This is a genomic window from Vogesella sp. LIG4, assembly GCF_900090205.1.
Classification (GTDB): domain Bacteria; phylum Pseudomonadota; class Gammaproteobacteria; order Burkholderiales; family Chromobacteriaceae; genus Vogesella.
The window spans coordinates 347,832-369,991 of record NZ_LT607802.1 but is presented as its reverse complement, the minus strand read 5'-3'; the positions used below and the strand labels follow the sequence as shown (position 1 = coordinate 369,991).

Annotated in this window: 24 protein-coding genes; 18 read left to right on the top strand and 6 right to left on the bottom strand. The window is 64.6% G+C overall.

Translation table 11 applies throughout. The features are described from left to right. The first annotated feature begins 144 nt into the window (after positions 1-144). The 9 genes from queA (at position 145) to PSELUDRAFT_RS01715 (ending at position 7,895) form a co-directional block, all read left to right on the top strand. Entirely contained in the window at positions 145-1,167 is a 1,023-nt protein-coding gene (queA, locus tag PSELUDRAFT_RS01755) for a tRNA preQ1(34) S-adenosylmethionine ribosyltransferase-isomerase QueA (protein WP_088968350.1), read from the top strand. 5 nt (positions 1,168-1,172) lie between these two features. Beyond that, a complete protein-coding gene (locus PSELUDRAFT_RS01750; protein WP_088965218.1) occupies positions 1,173-1,412 on the top strand; it encodes a hypothetical protein in 240 nt (79 codons plus the stop codon). A 35-nt stretch (positions 1,413-1,447) separates the two neighbouring features. After that, a complete protein-coding gene (locus tag PSELUDRAFT_RS01745) occupies positions 1,448-1,819 on the top strand; it encodes a gamma-butyrobetaine hydroxylase-like domain-containing protein (protein WP_088968349.1) in 372 nt (123 codons plus the stop codon). 2 nt (positions 1,820-1,821) lie between these two features. Beyond that, positions 1,822-2,553, top strand: a complete 732-nt coding sequence (ubiE, locus tag PSELUDRAFT_RS01740) for a bifunctional demethylmenaquinone methyltransferase/2-methoxy-6-polyprenyl-1,4-benzoquinol methylase UbiE (protein WP_088965217.1) — start codon at positions 1,822-1,824, stop codon at positions 2,551-2,553. After that, the gene (locus tag PSELUDRAFT_RS01735) at positions 2,553-3,071 is read left to right on the top strand and encodes a M15 family metallopeptidase (protein ID WP_088965216.1); all 519 of its coding nucleotides are present in this window, start codon (positions 2,553-2,555) and stop codon (positions 3,069-3,071) included. The genes ubiE and PSELUDRAFT_RS01735 overlap by 1 nt, the downstream gene beginning before the upstream one ends. A gap of 125 nt (positions 3,072-3,196) precedes the next feature. Then, on the top strand, positions 3,197-3,865 hold the full coding sequence (locus PSELUDRAFT_RS01730; protein WP_088965215.1) for an OmpA family protein: 669 nt from the start codon (positions 3,197-3,199) through the stop codon (positions 3,863-3,865). A 231-nt stretch (positions 3,866-4,096) separates the two neighbouring features. Then, the gene (locus tag PSELUDRAFT_RS01725; RefSeq protein WP_088965214.1) at positions 4,097-4,669 is read left to right on the top strand and encodes an SCP2 domain-containing protein; all 573 of its coding nucleotides are present in this window, start codon (positions 4,097-4,099) and stop codon (positions 4,667-4,669) included. A gap of 153 nt (positions 4,670-4,822) precedes the next feature. Then, positions 4,823-6,355, top strand: coding sequence for a ubiquinone biosynthesis regulatory protein kinase UbiB (gene ubiB / locus PSELUDRAFT_RS01720; protein WP_088965213.1), 1,533 nt, complete (start codon positions 4,823-4,825; stop codon positions 6,353-6,355). A gap of 232 nt (positions 6,356-6,587) precedes the next feature. Then, a complete protein-coding gene (locus tag PSELUDRAFT_RS01715) occupies positions 6,588-7,895 on the top strand; it encodes an NAD(P)/FAD-dependent oxidoreductase (protein ID WP_088965212.1) in 1,308 nt (435 codons plus the stop codon). A gap of 120 nt (positions 7,896-8,015) precedes the next feature. Here PSELUDRAFT_RS01715 and PSELUDRAFT_RS01710 read toward each other — a convergent pair whose 3' ends face one another. Both PSELUDRAFT_RS01710 and PSELUDRAFT_RS01705 read right to left on the bottom strand, forming a co-directional pair. Continuing rightward, positions 8,016-8,366, bottom strand: a complete 351-nt coding sequence (locus tag PSELUDRAFT_RS01710; RefSeq protein ID WP_088965211.1) for a GlpM family protein — start codon at positions 8,364-8,366, stop codon at positions 8,016-8,018. Then, entirely contained in the window at positions 8,366-8,734 is a 369-nt protein-coding gene (locus tag PSELUDRAFT_RS01705; RefSeq protein ID WP_088965210.1) for an Mth938-like domain-containing protein, read from the bottom strand. The genes PSELUDRAFT_RS01710 and PSELUDRAFT_RS01705 overlap by 1 nt, the downstream gene beginning before the upstream one ends. A 128-nt stretch (positions 8,735-8,862) precedes the next feature. Here PSELUDRAFT_RS01705 and PSELUDRAFT_RS01700 point away from each other — a divergent pair, with 128 nt between their 5' ends. The 9 genes from PSELUDRAFT_RS01700 (at position 8,863) to PSELUDRAFT_RS01660 (ending at position 17,850) form a co-directional block, all read left to right on the top strand. Next, complete coding sequence (locus PSELUDRAFT_RS01700) at positions 8,863-10,092, top strand: pyridoxal phosphate-dependent aminotransferase (RefSeq protein WP_088965209.1); 1,230 nt, start codon at positions 8,863-8,865, stop codon at positions 10,090-10,092. 543 nt (positions 10,093-10,635) lie between these two features. Further along, the gene (locus PSELUDRAFT_RS01695; RefSeq protein ID WP_088965208.1) at positions 10,636-11,946 is read left to right on the top strand and encodes a homoserine dehydrogenase; all 1,311 of its coding nucleotides are present in this window, start codon (positions 10,636-10,638) and stop codon (positions 11,944-11,946) included. Further along, entirely contained in the window at positions 11,939-12,262 is a 324-nt protein-coding gene (locus tag PSELUDRAFT_RS01690) for a hypothetical protein (protein WP_088965207.1), read from the top strand. The genes PSELUDRAFT_RS01695 and PSELUDRAFT_RS01690 overlap by 8 nt, the downstream gene beginning before the upstream one ends. A 1-nt stretch (position 12,263) precedes the next feature. Next, positions 12,264-13,670 carry a threonine synthase gene (gene thrC / locus PSELUDRAFT_RS01685; protein WP_088965206.1) on the top strand — a complete coding sequence of 469 codons (1,407 nt, stop codon included), beginning with the start codon at positions 12,264-12,266 and terminating at the stop codon, positions 13,668-13,670. A 108-nt stretch (positions 13,671-13,778) separates the two neighbouring features. After that, a complete protein-coding gene (gene flgA / locus PSELUDRAFT_RS01680) occupies positions 13,779-14,456 on the top strand; it encodes a flagellar basal body P-ring formation chaperone FlgA (protein ID WP_088965205.1) in 678 nt (225 codons plus the stop codon). Between the two features lie 73 nt (positions 14,457-14,529). Further along, positions 14,530-14,817, top strand: coding sequence for a flagellar biosynthesis anti-sigma factor FlgM (flgM, locus tag PSELUDRAFT_RS01675; RefSeq protein ID WP_088965204.1), 288 nt, complete (start codon positions 14,530-14,532; stop codon positions 14,815-14,817). A gap of 15 nt (positions 14,818-14,832) precedes the next feature. After that, on the top strand, positions 14,833-15,300 hold the full coding sequence (locus tag PSELUDRAFT_RS01670; protein ID WP_088965203.1) for a flagella synthesis protein FlgN: 468 nt from the start codon (positions 14,833-14,835) through the stop codon (positions 15,298-15,300). A gap of 66 nt (positions 15,301-15,366) precedes the next feature. Further along, positions 15,367-16,284, top strand: coding sequence for a CobD/CbiB family protein (locus tag PSELUDRAFT_RS01665; protein ID WP_088965202.1), 918 nt, complete (start codon positions 15,367-15,369; stop codon positions 16,282-16,284). Positions 16,285-16,395: 111 nt separating this feature from the next. Then, entirely contained in the window at positions 16,396-17,850 is a 1,455-nt protein-coding gene (locus PSELUDRAFT_RS01660) for a DEAD/DEAH box helicase (RefSeq protein ID WP_088965201.1), read from the top strand. A 513-nt stretch (positions 17,851-18,363) separates the two neighbouring features. On the opposite strand, the gene PSELUDRAFT_RS01655 is transcribed toward PSELUDRAFT_RS01660, so the two are convergent. From PSELUDRAFT_RS01655 to PSELUDRAFT_RS01640, 4 genes are all read right to left on the bottom strand, one after another. Further along, positions 18,364-18,930, bottom strand: a complete 567-nt coding sequence (locus PSELUDRAFT_RS01655; protein WP_088965200.1) for an LUD domain-containing protein — start codon at positions 18,928-18,930, stop codon at positions 18,364-18,366. After that, positions 18,927-20,309 carry a lactate utilization protein B gene (locus PSELUDRAFT_RS01650; protein ID WP_088965199.1) on the bottom strand — a complete coding sequence of 461 codons (1,383 nt, stop codon included), beginning with the start codon at positions 20,307-20,309 and terminating at the stop codon, positions 18,927-18,929. Before PSELUDRAFT_RS01650 ends, PSELUDRAFT_RS01655 begins: the two co-directional genes overlap by 4 nt. Beyond that, positions 20,306-21,061 carry a (Fe-S)-binding protein gene (locus PSELUDRAFT_RS01645; protein ID WP_088965198.1) on the bottom strand — a complete coding sequence of 252 codons (756 nt, stop codon included), beginning with the start codon at positions 21,059-21,061 and terminating at the stop codon, positions 20,306-20,308. The genes PSELUDRAFT_RS01650 and PSELUDRAFT_RS01645 overlap by 4 nt, the downstream gene beginning before the upstream one ends. 185 nt (positions 21,062-21,246) lie before the next feature. Beyond that, positions 21,247-22,149, bottom strand: coding sequence for a cation diffusion facilitator family transporter (locus PSELUDRAFT_RS01640; RefSeq protein WP_088965197.1), 903 nt, complete (start codon positions 22,147-22,149; stop codon positions 21,247-21,249). Positions 22,150-22,160: the final 11 nt, after the last annotated feature.

The following is a 22,160-nucleotide window of genomic DNA, read 5'->3' as shown; positions in this document are numbered from 1 at the left end:
CTTGACGCCGGGCATTGTAACGAGCTTGTCGCCTGCGTGTGCCTGTCCGTTCGGGCCGGCTTGATCCAGGGCAAGTTGCAGCGGTTGGCGCGCTGCAGCAGGCAAAAGGTATAATCCCGCGGTTAATTGAACCAGAAGCTTCACATGCACGTTTCAGATTTCGACTACCACCTGCCGGACGAGCTGATCGCCCAGCACCCGCCGGCCGAGCGCGGCAGCAGCCGCCTGCTGCTGGTGCACGGCCATACGCCGCAGGACAGCCGCTTTACCGAGTTTGCCGACCAGCTGCAGGCCGGCGACGTGATGGTGTTCAACGACACCCGCGTGATCAAGGCGCGGCTGTTCGGCGAAAAAGACAGCGGCGGCAAGGTGGAGGCGCTGGTGGAGCGCGTGCTGAACGAGCACGAAGTGCTGGCGCATGTGCGCGCCAGCAAGTCGCCCAAGCCGGGCACTCGCATCATCTTTGCCGGCCGCTGGCAGGCGGAAATGGTGGCGCGCGCCGACGAGCTGTTCCATCTGAAGTTTCTGGATGCGGCCAACGTATTCGATATCCTGGAGGCGTCCGGCAAGCTGCCGCTGCCTCCTTATATTGCCCGCGATACCGATGCCGACGACGACGAGCGCTACCAGACGGTATATGCGCGCGAGCAGGGCGCGGTAGCTGCGCCTACCGCCGGCCTGCACTTTACCGATGCCATGCTGCAGCAGCTGCGCGACAAGGGCGTGCAGCTGTGCCACGTTACCCTGCACGTGGGCGCCGGCACCTTCCAGCCGGTGCGGGTGGACAATATCGCCGAGCACAAGATGCACAGCGAAATCTACGAAGTGCCGCAGGGCACGGTGGATGCCATCCACGCCGCGCATGCCGCCGGGCGCAAGGTGCTGGCGGTGGGCACCACCAGCATGCGTGCGCTGGAATCCGCCGCCCGCGATGGCGGCCTGAAAGCCGGGCGCGGCGAAACCGACATCTTCATTACCCCCGGTTTCCGCTTCCAGGTGGTGGACAAGTTGCTGACCAACTTCCACCTGCCAAAGTCCACGCTGCTGATGCTGGTGTCGGCGTTTGCCGGCTACGACGAGATTCGCGGCGCCTACGCGCACGCGGTGACACACGGCTACAAGTTCTTCAGCTATGGCGATGCCATGCTGCTGACACGCAAGGATTAGTCCTCATGTCCCTCCAACTTCTGCTTAAGTCGATGACGATGTTCGGCATGTGTTTGGTGGGTGTTGGGACTGTATTGCTATGGCGGGGAAGTCCGGGCGGGTACGCGCCGGGTGTATGGATGAATGACGCATTGCTTAATGAGCTGAAACAAAATAATCGCCGGATGTTGTGTAAGCAGCGATTGGCGATTTCTCTGATTGTTGTTGGGACTGTCATGCAGTTTCCCAGCGTCATTATGGGATGAGTAGGCGGTTATTGAATTTCATGAAAGATATGACCATGTCAGGACAGTCTGCATATTCTGCCAACCCGGTGGAAATCAAGCTGCACGCGGTATCGCAGCAGCTGGAGGTCGCCTACGACGATGGCGCCAGCTTCAGCCTGGCGGCCGAATACCTGCGGGTGTACTCGCCGTCCGCCGAAGTGCGCGGCCACGGCGTGGGCAACGAGGTGCTGCAGGTGGGCAAGAAGCAGGTGGCCATTACCGCGCTGGAGCCGGTGGGGCACTACGCACTGAAGATCGTGTTCAGCGACGGGCACGACAGCGGGCTGTACAGCTGGGCTTATCTATACGAGCTGGGCGTGAAGCACGACCAGTACTGGCAGGATTATCTGAATCGCCTCGCCGCCGCTGGCGCGAGCAGGGAGTAGACATGAGCAAGACCCACTTTGGTTATCAGAACGTCGAAGAAAGCGAAAAGGCCGGCAAGGTGGCCGAGGTATTCCACTCGGTGGCGCAGAAATACGACGTGATGAACGATCTGATGTCCGGCGGCCTGCATCGCGTGTGGAAGCACTTCACGCTCACCACCTCCGGCGTGCGCTCCGGCGACAAGGTGCTGGACATTGCCGGCGGCACCGGCGACCTGGCGCGCGGCTGGGCCAAGCGGGTGGGCAAGAGCGGCGAAGTGTGGCTCACCGACATCAACAGCTCGATGCTGACCGTGGGCCGCGACCGCCTGCTGGACGAAGGCATGATGCTGCCGGTATCGCTGGCCGATGCCGAAAAGCTGCCGTTCCCGGACAATTACTTCAATGCGGTGTCGGTGGCCTTCGGCCTGCGCAACATGACGCACAAGGACGCGGCGCTGAAGGAAATGTGCCGCGTGCTCAAGCCGGGCGGCAAGTTGTTCGTGCTGGAGTTTTCCAAGGTATGGAAGCCGCTGTCGCCGTTCTACGATTTCTACTCGTTCAAGGCGCTGCCCATCATGGGCAAGATGGTGGCCGGCGATGCCGACAGCTACCAGTACCTGGCGGAATCCATCCGCATGCACCCGGACCAGGAAACCCTGAAGCAGATGATGCTGGACGCCGGCTTCGGCCGCGTTGACTACCACAACATGACCGGTGGCGTGGTCGCGCTGCACAAGGGCGTGAAGTTCTGATGACGCCGGAGCTGGCCGCCCGCCTGGCCGAGCTGGGCATCGATCCGCAAACGTTGGCCGCACGCGGCCTGCGGGAGTATGCCGAGCCGGACGCGCTGGTCGTGGCGGACAGCAACGACGCCGGAAGAATCTTCGAACTGATTGCGCCGGCCGCTGCCGCATGGCAGCAGCTGCGCGCGGCGGCGGCTGCCGATGGCGTGACCCTGTTCCTGGTGTCCGCCTACCGCAGCATCCAGCGCCAGCATGAAATCGTTGCCGCCAAGCTGGCGCGCGGCCAGACGCTGGACGTCATCCTGCAGGTCAGCGCCGCACCGGGCTTCAGCGAGCACCATAGTGGCCGTGCCATCGACATCGGCACGCCGGGCTCGCCAGTGCTGGAGCAGGCGTTTGACACCACCGCGGCGTTTGCCTGGCTGCTGGCCCATGCCGGCGAGTTCGGCTTTCGCCTGAGCTACCCGGCCGGCAACAGCAGCGGCTATCTGTACGAACCCTGGCACTGGTGCTGGCACGCGGGCTGAACGCCTGCATCCACGGCAGACCGGTGCCCCGCGCATTGCCTGCCGCGTTTCACCGCCATATTCCTCGCGTGTCGCAGACCCGTGCCGGGCTTTCCATTTTCTATCCCACCATGGAGTAACAAGTAATGAACAAGCGTGTTTCCACCGCATCCCTGATCACCGTACTGTCCGCCGCACTGCTGGCCGCCGGCTGTGCCAACAGCCAGTATTCCAGCAGCCAGATCGGTACCGCCATCGGCGTGGCCGGCGGCGCGGTGCTGGGTGCAGCCGTATCCAGCAAGAAGGACCGCACCAAGGGCGCCATCATCGGTGCCGTGGGTGGCGGCCTGGCCGGCTATGCCGTGGGCACCTATATGGACAACCAGGCCAAGGACTTCGAAAAGCAGCTGGCGCCGCAGATCAAGGCCGGTGCCATCGAACTGCAGCGCAATGCCGACAAGAGCCTGACCGTGGTGATGACCTCCTCCACCGCATTCGATAGCGGCTCCTCCGCACTGAAGGGCGGCTTCCTGCCGACGCTGGATACCATCTCCGCCATCGTGAAGAAATACGGCAAGACCACGCTGGATATCGAAGGCCACACCGATGCTTCCGGCAACGACCGCATCAACCAGCCGCTGTCCGAGCAGCGCGCCGCTGCGGTAGAGCAATACCTGCAGGCGCATGGCGTGCAGCAGGAGCGCATGCAGGCTATCGGTTACGGCTCCAGCCGCCCGCGCGCCGACAACAACACCGAAGCCGGCAAGCAGCTGAACCGCCGCGTGGAAATCCACATCGTACCGGTGGTGCAATAAGCGCCGCGTAAAGTTAGCCTGACAGCCGGCAGTGCCGGCTGCTGAGTGCTGACAAAGTCCTTTCGCATCGCGAAAGCGGCTTTGCCGGGTCCGGTAAAGTTTAATCGAAGCACTTTGTCAGCCGCCTGGCCGCAGGCAGCGCTGCCGATGGTAGGCTAGCTGCCTGGCAAGCCGGTGTCGCAGCATGGTGCCGGCGTACTCTTATTGTCTGAACAGGCAAGGATACTGAGCATGGGTTTGCGCATCGCAGCCTTCAATCATCTGTTGAACCAGCACCCGGAGGTGCGTGCCGACCTGGCGCTGCATGCCGGGCGCCGCATCGCTGTCACCCTGCCGCCGTTCGACCTGGCCGGGGTGGTCACCGCCGATGGCTGGCTGGCCGCCTGCGAGGGCGAGCCGGAAGCGCGGCTGCGCCTCAAGCATGGCGTGGCGCTGGCGCAGCTGGCCGGGCGCGAGCCGGCGCTGGCCGACATCGTGCTGGAAGGCGACACCGAGCTGGCCACCGAGGTTGGCCGCATCGTGCGCCGCCTGCAGTGGGATGCCACCGAGGACCTGTCGCGGGTGGTGGGCGACGTGGCCGCCAACCGAGTGCAGGGCTTCGTGCGCGGCCTGTTCGGCATCAAGGGCGAGATCGGCGGCCGTCTGCTGGAAAACTGGATCGAGCACCTGCGCGAGGAAGCGCCGCTGCTGGCCAGGAAGCAGGATGTGGCCGGCTTCGTGGCGGCGGTGGACGAGCTGCGCGAGGCGGCCGACCGCTTCGACAAGCGGCTGGCCTTGCTGGAGCAGGGGCAGCAGCCCGGCTGATCCACACGGACTCCCCTGCGTGGCCGGTGCCTGCACCGGCTTTTTGCTGCCCGCCGGCATTGCCAGCGCGCCCCCGCCGCGACTATGCTTCGCGCTTTGCGCGGCATGCCTTGTGGCGTGCTGCGGCCAACCTTTCCCCCGACTGAATCCATCATGCGTATCGCGCGGCTCGCCAAGATCGTTGCCACTTTCTATCGTTATGGCCTGGACGACTTCCTGGTCGACCGCCCGCGGGTACGGCTGCTGCACTGGCTGTTCCGCCTGACGCCGGTGCCGCGCGACCTGTCGCAGCCGCTGCCGGTACGCGTGCGCCTGGCGCTGGAAAGCCTGGGGCCGATCTTCGTCAAGTTCGGCCAGGTGCTGTCCACCCGCCGTGACCTGCTGCCGGAAGACTATGCCGACGAGCTGGCGCGGCTGCAGGACAAGGTACCGCCGTTCGAGGCCGCCACCGCGCGCGCAGTGATCGAGCGCAGCCTGGGCCAGTCGATTGCCACACTGTATGCCGAGTTCGACGATGTGCCGGTGGCCAGCGCCTCGGTGGCACAGGTGCACCGCGCGCGGCTGCATGGCGCCGGCAACACGCCGGGCCGCCAGGTGGCGGTGAAGGTGCTGCGCCCGGCGATCAAGCCGGTGATCCAGCAGGATCTGGCACTGATGGCCAGCCTGGCCGGACTGGTGGAGCGTTTCCTGCCCGACGGCAAGCGGCTGAAGCCGCGCGAGGTGGTAGGGGAGTTCGACCGCCACCTGCACGACGAGCTGGACCTGATGCACGAGGCCGGCAACGCCAGCCAGCTGCATCGCAACTTCGTCGGCAGCGACATGCTGATCGTGCCGGAGGTGTACTACGACTACAGCAGCCGCGACGTGCTGACGCTGGAGTGGATGGACGGCATCCCGGTAGGGCAGATCGAGCGCCTGCGCGAGGCTGGCGTCGACCTGAAAAAACTCAGCCGCTTCGGCGTGGAAATCTTCTTCACCCAGGTGTTCCGCCATGGCTTCTTCCATGCCGACATGCACCCGGGCAATATCTTCGTGGCCGACGACGGCCGCTACATCGCGCTGGACTTCGGCATCGTCGGCAGCCTCACCGAAACCGACAAGCACTACCTGGCGGTCAACTTCCTGGCCTTCTTCAACCGCGACTACCACCGCGTGGCCACCGCCCACATCGAATCCGGCTGGGTGCCAAAGGAAACCCGTGCCGAGGAGCTGGAAGCGGCGGTGCGCACCGTGTGCGAACCGATCTTCAACAAGCCGCTGTCGCAGATTTCCTTCGGCATGGTGCTGCTGCGGCTGTTCGAAACCAGCCGCCGCTTCAACGTGGAAATCCAGCCGCAGCTGGTGTTGCTGCAGAAGACCCTGCTCAATATCGAAGGCCTGGGCCGCCAGCTGGACCCGGACCTGGACCTGTGGGATACCGCCAAGCCTTTCCTTACCAAGTGGATGAACGAGCAGATCGGCTGGCGTGGTCTGCTGCGCACCCTCAAGCACGAGGCGCCGCAATGGGCCACCACGCTGCCGGCGCTGCCGCGCAAGCTGAACGAGGCGCTGTCCGGGCAGACCACCGAGCTCTTGGTGCAGGGCTATATCCAGCTGATGCGCGAACAGAAGCGACAGAACTTCCTGTTGATGCTGATTGCTTTACTATTGGCGGTATTGCTGGTCATCGGCTGGGTTGGCCGTTAATTCACCTATCGCTTTAAGAACCGTGAACAAAGTCTCGCAGAGTACCTGAGACAAGGCGTTCCGCCGCAGACAGTACAACGAGTACGGCAAGGCGGCGTAACGCAGGATCAGGGATTTTGTTCGTGGTTCTTGTCTACAACCCGGCTGGGCTGGCGTCAGAGGCGTCACCCCAGCCGTTTTGTTTGTGCGGCAGACGGCTGTGGTAACGCATTCTGACCATTAAGGAGTTGCCATGTTGAGTCGATCTGCAGTCCTGCCCAGCATAGTCATCGTCGGTGGTGGCGCCGGCGGCCTGGAGCTGGCCACCCGTCTGGGCCGCAGCCTGGGCCTGCGCCACAAGGCGCGCATCGTGCTGGTGGACGGCGCGGCCACCCATATCTGGAAGCCGCTGCTGCACGAAGTTGCCACCGGTGCGCTGAACACCGGCGAGGACGAGGTGAACTACTTCGCCCACGGCTACCGCAATGGTTATGAATTCGAGTTCGGCTATATGCAGGCGCTGGACCGTAGCCGGCGCGCCATCCGCCTGGCTGCCATCCACGGCAGCAACGGCCAGCTGCTGAGCCCGGAGCGCGAGGTGGGCTACGACTGGCTGGTGCTGGCAGTGGGGGCGGAAGCCAACGACTTCGGCACCCCCGGTGTGCGCGAGCACGCGATGCAGCTGAACACCCCGGCCGATGCCGAGCGCCTGCGCCACCAGTTGCTGGAGCTGGCGTTCAAGTGCAGCAGCGGCCAGCAGGCGGGCATGGATATCGCCATCGTCGGTGGCGGCGCCACCGGGGTGGAACTGGCGGCGGAGCTGAACCACACCGTGCGCGAGATGCATCACTACGGCGCGCGGCTGCAGCCGGCGCAGGTGCACATCAGCGTGATCGAAGGCAGCGAACGGGTACTGGCGGCGGCGCCGCCGTCACTGTCCGCCTACGCGCAGGAACAGTTGGCCGCACGCCACGTGCGGGTGCTGACCAGCAGCCGGGTGGCGGCGGTGACCGCCAGCGGCGTCCAGTTGCAGGACGGCAGCCAGGTAAATGCCGACATCACGGTATGGGCGGCAGGGGTGAAGGCACCGGCATGGCTGGCCACGCTGGATGGCCTGGCGGTGAACGGCATCAACCAGCTGCAGGTGGACGAGCGCCTGCGCTGCGCCGGTGACGACAATATCTACGCGCTGGGCGACTGCGCCGCCTGCGATGGCGGCAACGGCCGCCCGCTGCCGGCCACCGCCCAGGTGGCGCACCAGCAGGCGCAGTGGCTGGCCGGCGAGCTGAGCCAGCGCCTGCGCGAGCAGCAGGCGGCGCCGTTCCAGTTCAAGCCGCAGGGCATGATGGTGTCGCTGGGCAAGCACACCGCGGTGGGCAGCCTGGCGGCCATTGTCGGCCCCAAGCGCGACTACTACGTGGAAGGGCGCGGCGCCAAGCTGATCTACGCCTCGCTGTACCGCATGCACCAGGCGGCGGTGCACGGCTGGCTGCTGGCCACGCTGCTGTTCATCGGAGACAAGCTACGGCGGGTGGCCAAGCCGTCGCTGAAGCTGCATTAGCCGCTGACCTGCCGCCGTAACGACAAGGCCGCCCACGGGCGGCCTTGTGCTTGGCGATGCGGCCAACGTTGGCCGCAGATTCAGGCCATCCGGGCCTGCCTGTAAGTGCCTGATCCGCGATCAATGCAGCCAGTAATGCCAGCCCCACAGCAGCAGGCCGGCGGCCAGCATCCAGCAGGCGGTGGCGGCAAGCAGGGTGAAGGGCAGCGACAGCCTTGTCGCCAGCGCGTATACCGCCAGCAGGTAGACGGCGTAGGGTAGCAGCGAGCCGAGGCCGAATAGTGCGGTCTTGCGCAGCGCGTCGGCGCCGCGTGCGCTGCCCACCATGTAGTGGGCGATCAGCGCGAAGGTGGGGAACAGCGGCACCAGGCCGGCGATGAAGAAATAGCGGCTTTGCGACAGCAGGCTGATCAGCAGCACCGCCAGCGCGCCGAGCAGCGCCTTGCCGGCCAGCGCCAGATCCGGTGCCATTATTCGCCCAGCAGTACGGCGATGACCTGGCGATCCTCCGCCAGCAGGATGTTGTAGGTGCGGCAGGCGGCATTGCTGTCCATCACCTCCACACCGATGCCGGCATTACTCAGTGCGGCAGTCAGGCGCGGATGCGGAAAGCGCAGCCGCTGGCCACTGCCGAAGATCACCACTTCCGGCTGCAGGGCCAGCAGGGCGGCAAAATGCTCTGCGGCCAAGGTTTCAAACGAGGTCGGCGCCCACGGCTGGATGCTGTCGGCAGTAACGATCAGGCTGCCGCTGTGGCGGGTGCCGTTGATCTCGACATAGCCCGCGCCATAGGCGGTGAACAGGTTGCTGCCGCCTGTCTTTGCTTCATGTAGTTTCATGCTGGAATCCCGTCGGTGCTTGTAGTGCAGTGCACCACGTATTGGGATAGGATTATAACCCGCCTGCACGCAGCAGACGTGTAGCGGGACAATCGCCGGATCCACCACCAATAACAGTGACAGCCCCCATGCAGCCTATCCAGAAATCCCAAAAACTCGCCAATGTCTGCTATGACATCCGCGGCCCGGTCCTCGAACACGCCAAGCGCATGGAAGAGGAAGGCCACCGCATCATCAAGCTCAATATCGGCAACCCGGCGCCATTCGGCTTCTTTGCGCCGGACGAGATCATCGAGGACGTGATCGTCAACCTGCAGAACGCCTCGGGTTACTGCGATTCCAAGGGGCTGTTCGCCGCGCGCAAGGCCATCATGCACTACGCGCAGCAGAAGCAGATTCCGAACGTGGGCATGGAAGACATCTACGTGGGCAACGGCGTGTCCGAGCTGATCGTGATGGCGATGCAGGCATTGCTGGACAATGGCGACGAGGTGCTGGTGCCGGCGCCGGACTACCCGCTGTGGACCGCGGCGGTGAGCCTGGCCGGCGGCAAGCCGGTGCACTACCTGTGCGAAGAGGAAAAGGGCTGGCTGCCGTCCATCGCCGACATCCGCGCCAAGATCACCCCCAATACCAAGGCGCTGGTGATCATCAACCCGAACAACCCCACCGGCGCACTGTACCCGGACTACATCCTGCAGCAGCTGGTGGACGTGGCACGCGAGTACGGCCTGCTGCTGTACGCCGACGAGATCTACGACAAGGTGCTGTACGACGGCGCCACCCACACCTCCATCGCCTCGCTGGCGCAGGACCTGATGGTGTGCACCTTCAACGGCCTGTCCAAGAACTACCGCGCCTGCGGCTACCGCGCCGGCTGGCTGATCCTGTCCGGCGACAAGCGCCGGGCCAAGGACTATATCGAGGGCCTCAACATGCTGGCCTCGATGCGGCTGTGCGCCAACGTGCCGGCGCAGTACGCGATCCAGACCGCGCTGGGCGGCTACCAGAGCATTGACGACCTGGTGGCGCCTGGCGGCCGCCTGGCACGCCAGCGCGATCTGGCGCACAAGCTGCTCACCGAGATTCCGGGCGTCAGCTGCGTCAAGCCACAGGGCGCGTTGTACCTGTTCCCGCGGCTGGACCCGGACATCTACCCGATCGAGGACGATCAGCAGTTCATCCTGGAGCTGCTGCAGCAGGAGCGCGTGCTGCTGGTGCAGGGCAGCGGCTTCAACTGGATTGCGCCGGATCACTTCCGCGTGGTATTCCTACCGAACAGCGATGATCTGACCGAAGCCATCGGCCGCATCGCCCGCTTCCTGGAAAACTACCGCAAACGCCACGGTACCGACTGATGCGCAACGTCCATGCCGCCTGCCAGCAACACCTTGTCAAAGGCAAGGTGGCGGCGGCGCGTGGGAAATAGGCAGACAGACGAGGGGGCGCTTGCGCCCCCTTGTGTTAGCGAGCGCAGCGAGGCCCCCTTGCAGGGCAAGGGCGGGGGGATGGGAGTAATCAGGGCTGCGGGTGAGGGGAGTACAGTGGCGAGGCCCGGCTTTGCCGGGTCCTGTGAAAAGTGAGCAGATTGCGCTGTCGCAGCCACGCTTGCGCCCCCTTGTGTTAGCGAGCGCAGCGAGGCCCCCTTGCAGGGCAAGGGCGGGGGGATGGGAGTAATCAGGGCTGCGGGTGAGGGGAGTACAGTGGCGAGGCCCGGCTTTGCCGGGTCCTGTAGAAGGTGAACAGATTGCCTTGTCGCAGCCGCGTTTGCGCCCCCTTGTGCTGCCTGACAAGAAGAGGCAGTTTTTACATGATGCAGACCATCGAGTCGGGCCGGTCATGCCGGCCCCGCTGGATAGCCTGAATCCAGGGACAAATAAACAGAACTTAGGAGTTTAACTATGAAGCCAATCAATATTGGCCTGATGGGTGTGGGGACTGTCGGTGGCGGTGTCGCCACCGTATTGAAGCGCAACGCCGAGGAAATCAGCCGCCGTGCCGGGCGCGAGATCCGCCTGACCATCGCTTCGCGCCGCAACGTGGAAATGGCGCGCGAGCTGGTGGGCGCGGAGGTGGCCGTGGTGGCCGATGCCTTCGAAGTGGTGAACAACCCCGACGTGGATATCGTGGTGGAGCTGATCGGTGGCGACACAGTGGCCAAGGAGCTGGTGCTGCAGGCCATTGCCAACGGCAAGCACGTGGTAACCGCCAACAAGAAGCTGCTGGCGGTACACGGCAACGAGATCTTCGCCCGTGCGCAGGAAAAAGGCGTGATGGTGGCGTTCGAAGCGGCGGTAGCCGGCGGCATCCCCATCATCAAGGCGCTGCGCGAGGGTCTGTCGGCCAACCGCATCGAGTGGCTGGCCGGCATCATCAACGGCACCTCCAACTTCATCCTCTCCGAAATGCGCGAGAAGGGCGCCGACTTTGTCGACGTACTGAAGGAAGCACAGCGCCTGGGCTATGCCGAGGCCGACCCGACTTTCGACGTGGAAGGCCATGACGCCGGCCACAAGCTCACCATCATGGCGGCCATCGCTTTCGGCATCCCGATGCAGTTCGACAACTGCTACCTGGAAGGCATCAGCCAGCTGGAAGGCAAGGACATCCAGTACGCCGAGGAACTGGGCTACCGCGTGAAGCTGATCGGCCTGACCCGCCGCACCGAGGCTGGCGTGGAGCTGCGCGTGCACCCGACGCTGATTCCGGAAGACCAGCTGATCGCCAACGTCAACGGCGTGATGAACGCGGTGCTGGTACGCGGCGATGCCGTGGGCCAGGCCCTGTTCAATGGCCCGGGCGCCGGCGCACTGCCGACTGCCTCCGCGGTGGTGGCCGACCTGGTGGACGTTACCCGCCTGATGACCGCCGACCCGGGGCACCGCGTGCCGCATCTGGCGTTCCAGCCGGACCAGCTGAAGAACCTGCGCATCCTGCCGATCGACGAAGTGGTGAGCAGCTACTACCTGCGCATCCAGGCGGTGGACCGTGCCGGCGTGATGGCCGACATCACCCGCCTGCTGGCCGAGAACGGCATTTCCATCGAGGCGCTGATCCAGAAGGGTTCGGTCGCCGACGGTTCCGCCGAGATCGTGATCCTTACCCATCGCGTGGTGGAAAAATCGGTGAACACGGCGATTGCCGCCATCGAAGCGCTGGACAGTGTGGCCGGCAAGGTGGTGCGCCTGCGCATGGAAGAACTTAATGGCTAAGCATGGCGCTACCGTGCTGTTGTGTCTGCTGCTGGCGGGCTGCAGCATTCTGATGCCGCGTACCGTTGCGGAGCAGAAGCTGGGCGAGGCCTGCCGCAGCAAGATCAACAACACGCCCTTGCTGCCGGTATTGCTGTCCACCCCGCAAAAGGTGGACAGCTACTGCAGCTGTGCCAGCAACAAGCTGGTGTCCAGCCTCAGCGATGATGAAATGCAGGAGATCGCCAGCAAGGGCAAGGCCGTGCTGGGTGATCCGAAATGGCAGGGCCGCTTGCTGAACGTGGGCGTGAAATGCCTGAATACCCTGGTTGAATGACATGAAATACATCAGCACCCGTGGCGGCATGGCGCCGCTCGAATTCTCCGACACCATCCTGATGGGCCTGGCGCCCGATGGCGGCCTGGCGCTGCCGGAAAGCTACCCGCAGGTTGGCCGCAAGCAGCTGGATGACTGGCGCAAGCTGTCCTACGCCGAACTGGCGTTCGAGGTGATTCGCCTGTTCGCCACCGACATTCCGCAAGCCGACCTCAAGGACATCCTCGACCGCACCTACACCGCCAAGGTGTACGGCAGCGAGGCGATCACCCCGGTGAAACGCCTGCAGGACGGACTGGTGATCCTGGAGCTGTCCAACGGCCCGACGCTAGCGTTCAAGGACATGGCCATGCAGTTCCTCGGCAACCTGTTCGAGTACGTGCTGGCGAAGAAGGGCGAGCAGCTCAACATCGTTGGCGCCACCTCCGGCGACACCGGCTCCGCCGCCGAATACGCCATGCGCGGCAAGGCCGGCATCAACGTGTTCATGCTCAGCCCGGACGGCCTGATGAGCCCGTTCCAGCGCGCGCAGATGTACAGCCTGCAGGATGCCAATATCCACAACATCGCCATCAAGGGCATGTTCGACGATTGCCAGGACATCGTGAAGGCGGTGCAGAACGACCACGCCTTCAAGGCGCAGTACAAGATCGGCACCGTCAACTCCATCAACTGGGCGCGCGTGGTGGCGCAGGTGGTGTACTACTTCAAGGGCTACTTCAACGCCACCGCCAGCAATGACGAAAAAGTCAGCTTCTGCGTGCCGTCCGGCAATTTCGGCAACGTCTGCGCCGGCCATATCGCCCGCCAGATGGGCCTGCCGATCGAGCGCCTGATCGTGGCTACCAACGAGAACGACGTGCTGGACGAGTTCTTCAAGACCGGCAGCTACGCGCCGCGCGGCACCGCCAACACCTACGTCACCTCCAGCCCGTCGATGGACATTTCCAAGGCATCCAACTTCGAGCGCTTCGTGTTCGACCTGGTTGGCCGCGACGGCGGCAAGGTCAAGGCGCTGTGGGCCGAGGTGGACAGCGGCAAGGGCTTTGACCTGAGCAGCCAGCTGGCGCAGGTGCGCGAGCAGTTCGGCTTCGTGTCCGGCAGCAGCAGCCACGCCGACCGCCTGGCTACCATCCGCGCGGTGGATGCCAGCGACGGCGTGGTGGTGGATACCCACACCGCCGACGGTATCAAGGTGGCGCGCGATGTGCGCCTGCCGGGCGAAACCATCGTCTGCCTGGAAACCGCGCTGCCGGCCAAGTTCGCCGACACCATCCGCGAGGCGCTGAACCGCGAGGCGCCGCGCCCGGACGGCTTCGACGGTCTGGAAGACCTGCCGCAGCGCGTTACCGTGTACGACGCCGATGCCGGCAAAGTGAAGGACTACATCCGCCAGGCACTGGGCTGAGCTGCCTGCGCATCCGCCAAACCCGCGTCCGGAACTGCCGGCGCGGGTTTTTTGTCTGTGTGCTGATGGGCGATGCGGCAGCGTGCCGTGCCGGAGTAAAATAGCCGCATGAAGCAAATACTTATCAGCCTGCTGTTGCTGGGGGCAGTGCCCGGTGCATGGGCGGCGGGGCAGGATGGACGCCAGATCGAACAGGTGGCCAACCAGTTCCTGCACGGCGAGCAGGGCAAGGATGGCTATACCTACAAGCTCAAGCTTTCGCCGCGCAAGCCGCTGATGCCGGCCTGTGATCAGCCCTTGCAGGCCGATTGGCCGGCAGGGGGCAGCAAGCCGCAGCACATGCTGCTGGTGAGCTGCAACTCGCAGGGCTGGAGCCTGTCGCTGCAGGTGGAAGCGGCGGAAGTGCAGCTGGTGCTGGTCACCACGCGGCTGGTACGGGCCGGGGATGTGCTGCAGCCGGGCGATGTGCGGCTGGCGGCGGTGAACAACCGCTCGCTGCTTAGCCAGGGCCTGCGTGACGAATCCGCCGTGGTCGGCCAGATGCTGCGCACGGCATTGCCACCCGGTGCCATGCTCACTGCATCGCAATTGCGCAGTCCCTATGTTGTCAAAATGAACCAGCCGGTAAAGCTGCAGGTGCTGGGTGACGGATTCAGCGTGAGCAGCGACGCCGTGGCGCTGGGCAATGCCAGCGTGGGTGAGCGGGTGAGCGTGCGGGTGAGCAGTGGCAAGGTGATTTCCGCCCTGGTGGAGGCCGATGGCAGCGTGTCTCTCCAGCTGCAGTGAAAAAATGCCTCAAGTTTCAGTTTTTTCAGGCGATAATAGGACTAACCGTAAAGAGATTCTGGGCAGGTGAATCATGAAAATCGACAACTCGGGCAAGGTTGCAAGCAACTATTCCGCCCCCAGCCGTACGCAAGGCAAGTCGAACACGACGACCGAGCGTACCGATGGCGAGAGCGTTGCGATTAATCCGTTTGCAAGCCGTCTGCAGGGCATGACGCAGGCTGCAGCCAGCGCGCCGGCGTTTGACGCCGACAAGGTGGCAGCCATCAAGTCTGCCATTGCTTCCGGCCAGTTTACCGTGCATCCGGAGGCCATCGCCGACAGCCTGATTGCTTCCGCCAAGGAACTGCTGGCCGGCTGAGACGGCAGCTAGATCATGGATGTTTCCGCTCTGCTGGCACTATGCCAGGATGAAATGGCCACGCTGGACGCCCTGCAGCACACGCTGGAGGAAGAACAGCGGGCTATTTTGCGTTTTGATGCTTTTCAGCTGGACGAAATGTCGCAGGCCAAGCTGCGCCAGCTGGGCGAGTTGACCGCTGCGCGCGAGAAACGCCTGGCGGCGCAAAGCGCGGAAGGGCTTGCCGATTCGATACACTGGCAAACCTGGCTGTTGCAGGCGCCGGCGGAATTGCGCCAGCTGTGGCATGAAATGGAAAAGGCGGTGATTCGCCTGAAAACGCTCAATGAAGTGAATGCCGACCTGGCCCAGGAACGCATGCAGTTCGCCACCGATGTGCTGGAATCGCTGCGCGCTTCCAGCCAGGCCATTACCGGCTATGGCCGTCATGGCAACCTTTCTTCCTCCCCCCTGACCGGTTCGCGTCGGCTGGGTTCTGCCTAGCCCCCGTCTAGCCCGCGGTTTTGTGGTATCTTCCACCGCGGGTAACCAACAACCATCCGCGTATCCATGACCCTGATTTCGCTGATCGCCGCACTGGCACTCGAACAACTGCGCCCGCTGGGAAACCGCAACCGCGTCTGGCGGCTGTTCATCCGTTATGCCAATCACCTGGAACGTAACCTGAATGCCGGTTACAACCGCCATGGTGTCATGGCCTGGCTGGCTGCCATGGTGCCGGCACTGGCGCTGGCGCTGGGCGGCTACTACCTGCTGCACGCGATCAGCCCGGCGCTGGCCTTCGCGTGGAATGTGCTGGTGCTGTACCTCACCATGGGGTTCCGCCATTTTTCCGGCCATTTCTCCGAGATCTCGCTGGCCCTGAACGAAGGGCGCGACTTTGAAGCGCGCCAGGCACTGTCCAGCTGGACCAACCAGCCCACCAGCGAGCTGTCGGTGGGCGAGGTGTCGCGTCTGGCCATCGAGCAGGGCGTGGTGGACAGCTATCGCCACGTGTTCGGCACCATGTTCTGGTTCGTCGTGCTGCCAGGCCCTGCCGGCGCGGTGCTGTACCGCTTCTCGCAGCTGTTGGCGCAGAAGTGGGGCTACCGTGGCAACGAGGACCTGTTCGGCCGCTTTGCCGGCCGTGCCGGCGAATGGCTGGACTGGATTCCGGTGCGCCTTACCGCCATCAGCTTCGCCATCATGGGCGACTTCGAGGACGCGGTGTATTGCTGGCGCTCGCAGGCCCGCACCTGGGGCAACTACGCCACCGGCATCCTGCTGGCTTCCGCTGCCGGCGCGCTGGGGGTGAAGCTGGGCGATCCGGTACGCCAGAACTACACCATCAACTTCCGCCCGGAGCTGGGAGTAGGCGACGAAGCCGACCCCAACTACCTGAAGAGCGCGGTAGGGCTGGTGTGGCGCACCGTGCTGTTGTGGTTGTTCGTGATCCTGCTGTTGAGCGTGGTCAGCCTGTTCAACTGAGCTGACCCGTGACTGTGCGCCGCCGCGTAAGCCTGGCGGCGCTTCGCTTTTTAATGATTTGCAGGTTCGCCGCCGGCTGTGTGCCGTGGCGGGCCGATTGGAGTTCCTGACATGTCGTTTGCCGAGCTAGGCCTGGCACCCGAGATCCTGCGTGCCATCGACGAGATGGGTTACTCGGAGGCCACCCCTATCCAGGCCAAGGCCATTCCGCTGGTACTGTCCGGCCGTGACCTGCTGGCCGCGGCGCAGACCGGTACCGGCAAGACTGCCGCCTTCCTGCTGCCCATCCTCGAACGCCTGAAAAAATTCGCCAACCCCAGCGTATCGCCGGCCATGCACCCGGTACGCGCGCTGATCCTGTCGCCTACCCGCGAGCTGGCAGACCAGATCGGCGTCAACGCCAAGGCCTATACCAAGCACCTGCCGCTGCGCAGCACCACCATCTTCGGCGGTGTGAACATGGACCCGCAGGTGGCCGAGCTGCGCCGCGGTATCGAGATCGTGATCGCCACGCCGGGCCGCCTGCTGGACCACGTGCAGCAAAAGACCATCCAGCTGAACAAGGTGGAAGTGCTGGTGCTGGACGAGGGTGACCGCATGCTGGACATGGGCTTCATCCAGGACATCCGCAAGATCATGTCGATGCTGCCCAAGGAGCGCCAGACGCTGCTGTTCTCCGCCACCTTCGCGCCGGAGATCAAGAAGCTGGCCGCAGACTTCATGCGCGACCCGCAAACGGTGGAAGTGGCACGCCAGAACTCCACCAACGCCCAGGTGGAGCAGCTGGTGTACGCGGTGGATGCCTACCGCAAGCGCGCACTGCTGTCGCACCTGATCCGCGAACGCGAAATGAGCCAGGTGATCGTGTTCTGCCGCACCAAGATTTCCGCCGACCAGCTGTCGCGCGATCTGAAGCGCGACGGCCACGCTGCCGAGGCGATTCACGGCGACAAGGCGCAAAGCGCCCGCCTGGAAACGCTGAACCGCTTCAAGTCCGGCGAAGTGAAGGTACTGGTGGCCACCGATGTGGCGGCACGCGGCCTGGATATTTCCGAGTTGCCGTTCGTGGTGAACTACGAAATGCCGAACTCGCCGGAAGACTACGTGCACCGCATCGGCCGTACCGGCCGTGCCGGTGCTTCCGGTGTAGCCATCTCGCTGATGGCGCCGGACGAGAGCAAGCAGCACGAGGCCATCGAGCGCCTGACCAAGCAGACACTGCCGCCGCAGGCCGTACAGGGCTACAGCGGTCGCCGCGAGGAAGGCAATGGCGAGGCCGCCCCGCGCCGAGAGCGTGCTGAACGTGGCGAGCGTGAAGACCGCGATCGTCGCGACCTGCGCGAGGCACGCGACAGCCGCGATCGCCCGCAGCAGCGTGAACCGCGCGCACCGCGCGAGCGTGAAAATGGCCGTAGCCTGCTGCAGCCGGCGGACAAGCCGCGTGAACGCGACGACGGCGAAGGCCGCAAGGTGGAGAAAAAGCTGGGTGGCCGCATGTTGCCGCAGCGCCAGCGCGAAGTGCCGGCACTGCTGCTGCCGCCGCGCTACAAGGTGGAACGCAGCTAAGCGCTGCCCGCTGGCATCACCCGCAAGGCCACGACATGTGTCGTGGCCTTTTTCATGCTTGCGGCCAACGTTGGCCGCAAGACAAGCGATCTCGTTTATATCGTGCATGACAAGGCGCACGGCATTTTCTTTGATGGCTTGGTGTATTTGGCTTTGCCACGATGGTATTGAATCCGCTGCGCGGATGCTGTTTGAAGTCGCCGGTTCCGCCCAGCGGACGGGAAAGGGGGCGACCGCCGCCCCCTTTTCAATCCCCGGCTCCCCGGCGGCTGCTCGAAACCCCGTGCAAAACGGCACGTCCCAGGCGCCGCCGAACTCGTCCCTCGCTAACGGCTCGGGACTCAAACAGATCGGCGTCTTAAAACCTGGGGCAAATTAATACAATTTCGCCCGGCTCGCGCCAACGGGATGGGGGCACGCTGCTTAGGCTCTACCGGTAGTGAGAGGCCTGGGCTGCTCAGCAAAAAAAAAACGGCCCCAGCGGGGCCGTGAAGCGAAGCAACAACGCAGTATTCACGCAAAAATTACCAGCGCCGCCATCGCGCCATGCGCACCCATCACCAGGCTCTGCTCAATGTCGGCGGTGCGCGAGCTGCCGCTGATGAAGGCGCCGAAGCCGTGTTCGGCGATGTCGATGCGGCTGTAGGCATCACGCATGGTGTCGACGATGGCGTCGCGTGGCACCACCAGCACCAGCTTCTGGGTGAGGAAGTAGATCGAGCGCCAGTCGTTGCCGGCATTGCTCACCCACACCGCAGCGTTTTCCGCCACTGCCAGCTGGCCGGGGATGATGGCAACGTCCACGTCCTGCCAGTCATGCGGGCTGGCCACCTGTTCCGGCGTAGCGGTGGTGAGGTCGGCCAGGCGGCCGTGTTGCGGCCAACGTTGTTGCACCGCATCCAGCACGCTCTGGCCGGCGGCCAGGGTAATGGCCTCGCCGCCCAGGTTGCGGATCAGGCCGGCAAAGGCCGCCAGCTTGTCGTCGTAACGGATGAAGGGCACGGCGTGGATGTCGGGCAGGGCGGGGCCCTGCGGGCGGTTCTGCCGCAGCTTGGCCAGAATCTGTTCGCGGCTGCTCATGCTTTTTTCTCCTGGCGCGCGCGCCACATGTCCTTGAAGCTCTGGGCAGGCATTTCCGGCAGCTCGCGCCCGGCGCGGCTCCAGGCGCTGCCGGCAGTCAGCGCCTGCGGCACGATGGGTACCACCTTGCGCATCACCTTGCCGCCTGCATCCATCAGCGCCGGGTGCTGCGTCAGGAAGCGCATCGCCAGCAGGCCCATCTTCTTGGCCGGCTTCAGCGTGCCGGCATCGAAGGCGCGCTTGCGCTGCAGAATCAGCTGCTCGTGCAGATTGATCTTCACCGGGCAGACATTGCTGCACGAGCCGCAGGTGGTACAGGCGAAGGCCATGCTGCCGTGTTTTTTGATGTCGCGGCTGGGGCCCAGCGTGGAGCCGATCGGGCCGGGAATGATGTAGCTGTAGCTGTGGCCGGAGGAGCGGCGGTACACCGGGCAGGTGTTCATGCAGGCGCCGCAGCGGATGCAGCGCAGGCTCTGGTAGAAGTCGGGGTTGCCGAGGATGTCGCTGCGGCCGTTGTCCACGATGACGATGTGCATCTGCCCGCCGGGGCGCGCCCGGTGGAAGTGCGAGGTGTAGGTGGTGACCGGCGAGCCGATGGCGGAGCGCGCCAGCAGGCGGGTGAACACGCCCAGGTGCTCCAGCTTGGGAATGATCTTCTCCAGCCCCATGCTGGCGATGTGGATGGGCGGCAGTGCGGTGCCGAGGTCGGCATTGCCCTCGTTGGTGCACACCACCACGCCGCCGGTTTCGGCAATGGCGAAGTTCACCCCGGTCAGGCCGGCGTCGGCGGTGAGGAAGTGTTCGCGCAGGTTGGCGCGCGCGGCGTGGGTGAGGTAGGTCGGGTCGTTGTTGCCGGCCTCGGTGCCCAGCTCGCGGTGGAACAGCTCGGAGATCTGCTCCTTCTTCAGGTGGATGGCCGGCATCACGATATGGCTGGGCGCCTCGTGGCGCAGCTGCACGATGCGCTCGCCAAGGTCGGTGTCGATCACCTCGATGCCATGCTGTTCCAGGTAGGGGTTGAGCCCGCATTCCTCGGTGAGCATGGATTTGGACTTCACCAGCTTTTTAACGTTGGCCGCAGCCAGGATGCCGTGCACGATGCGGTTGTGCTCGGCGGCGTCGGCAGCCCAGTGCACGGTAACGCCGTTACGCTCGGCATTGGCCTGGAATTCGTTCAGGTAGTCGTCCAGCCGCGACAGGGTGTGTGCCTTGATCTGCTGCGCCAGCACACGCAGCTGTTCCCACTCCGGCAGCTGCTGCGCCTGGGCGTCACGCTTCTGCCGCACCCACCAGATGGCGCTGTCGTGCCAGCGCGCGCGTTCGCGGTCGGCCAGGAATTCGGCGGCCGCCTCCGGGTGCTTGATGTTGTCGGCCTTCATGCCGCACCTCCGCGCCCGGTGAGAATCTCCACGATGTGCAGCGGGCGGATGGGTCGGCATTTGTGGCGGATGATGCCGCCCATGTGCATCAGGCAGGAGGGGTCGGCGCCGACGATGAACTCGGCACCGGTGGCCTCGTGCTGCGCCACGCGGTCTTCACCCATGGCCACCGACACTTCCGGCTCGTCCACGCTGAAGGTGCCGCCAAAGCCGCAGCATTCGTCGCGGCGCTCAGGCAGGCGTACTTCCACGCCGTCCACCAGCTGCAGGATGCGCTCCAGCCGCGAGTGGTAGGGAATCATCAGCTCGGACGGCGCCGCATGTTGCAGTTCGCGCAGGCCGTGGCAGCTCTGGTGGATGGATACCGTATGCGGGAAGTACACCGGCTTGGGCAGCCGCTCCACCTTGAGGATGTCCTGCAGGAATTCGATGACTTCGTACACCCGCGGCTGCAGCGCGCGGTAGTCGGCGTTGTCGGCGATATACCAGCTGTAGTGGTGCTTGACGTAGGACGTGCAGCTGCCGGACGGCGACACCACGTAGTCGTAGTCCTTGAACAGGTCGGTGAAGCGGCTGGCGGCCTCGCAGGCGCCGCGGCTGTCGCCGTTGTTGCTCAGGGGTTGGCCGCAGCAGGTCTGCGCCAGCGGGTATTCGACGTCCAGGCCGTAGCCCTCCAGCAGCTCGGCGGTTGCCATGGCCACGTGCGGGTACAGCTCGTTGACGAAACAGGGGATGAACAGCGCGACTTTCATGGCGTATGGGGAGTCTCCGGATGCGCGCCCGTTGCGGACGCAGGCCATGCTGTGGATTAAAGCCGCTGGCGGAGAAACTGCCAATGCGGACTTACCCTTGTTGTTGGCCACGTGCGGCCAACCTTGTTGCGATTTGGGCGTAAAAAAGCCGGGGCGGGCCCCGGCGTCTGTGTCGCTACACGCGGCTATACCGGGTCGACGTGGGTCATCACATCGAGCACCGGATAGGCGGCCATCACCCGGCGGCGTGCTTCCGCGGCGATGTCATGGCCCTGGCGCACGGTCTGCTCGGCATTCAGTTCCAGATGCACATCCACCAGGATCATGTCGCCCATGCGGCGGGTGCGCAGGTCGTGCAGCCCCAGCACGCCAGGCGTTTCAAGCACTACCTGGCGGATGCCGCTCACGCTGTCTTCGTCGGCGGCGCGGTCCATCAGGTCGCCCAGCGCCTCCCAGGCGAATTCCCAGCCGGTCTTGCCGATCATGAAGCCCACCAGCAGCGCGGCTACCGGGTCCAGCCACGGGTAGCCCAGCAGGTTGCCGCCGATGCCCAGCGCCACCACCAGCGAGGAGGCGGCGTCGGCACGGGCGTGCCAGGCGTTGGCCACCAGCATGCTGGAGCGCACTTTCTCGGCAATGGCCAGCATGTAGCGGAACAGGCCCTCCTTGCTCAGCAGGGTGATCACCGCCACCACCAGCGCCGCGGGGTGCACGCTGCTCATCGGCGTGTTGCCGGCAAACTTGTTGGCCGCGGTCCACAGCATGCCGGCGCCGGCGGCCAGCAGCAGCAGGCCCAGCGCCAGCGAGGCGGCGGTTTCGTAGCGCTGGTGGCCGTAGTGGTGGTCGTCGTCGGCCTCCTTGCGGCTGTGGTGGCCGGCAAACATGGCCACGAAGTCTGCCAGCAGGTCGGACAGCGAGTGCATGGCGTCAGCCAGCAGCGCCTGCGAGCCGGCGAACAGGCCTACCACGCTCTGTACCACGGTCAGCACCAGGTTGAGTGCCACGCTGACCCACAGGCTGCGCTGGGCAGCCTTGTGCTCGCGCGGGTCGGCGTGTTCGTGATCCTGCATGGATTGTGTGATGGTCATGGGGAAATCCG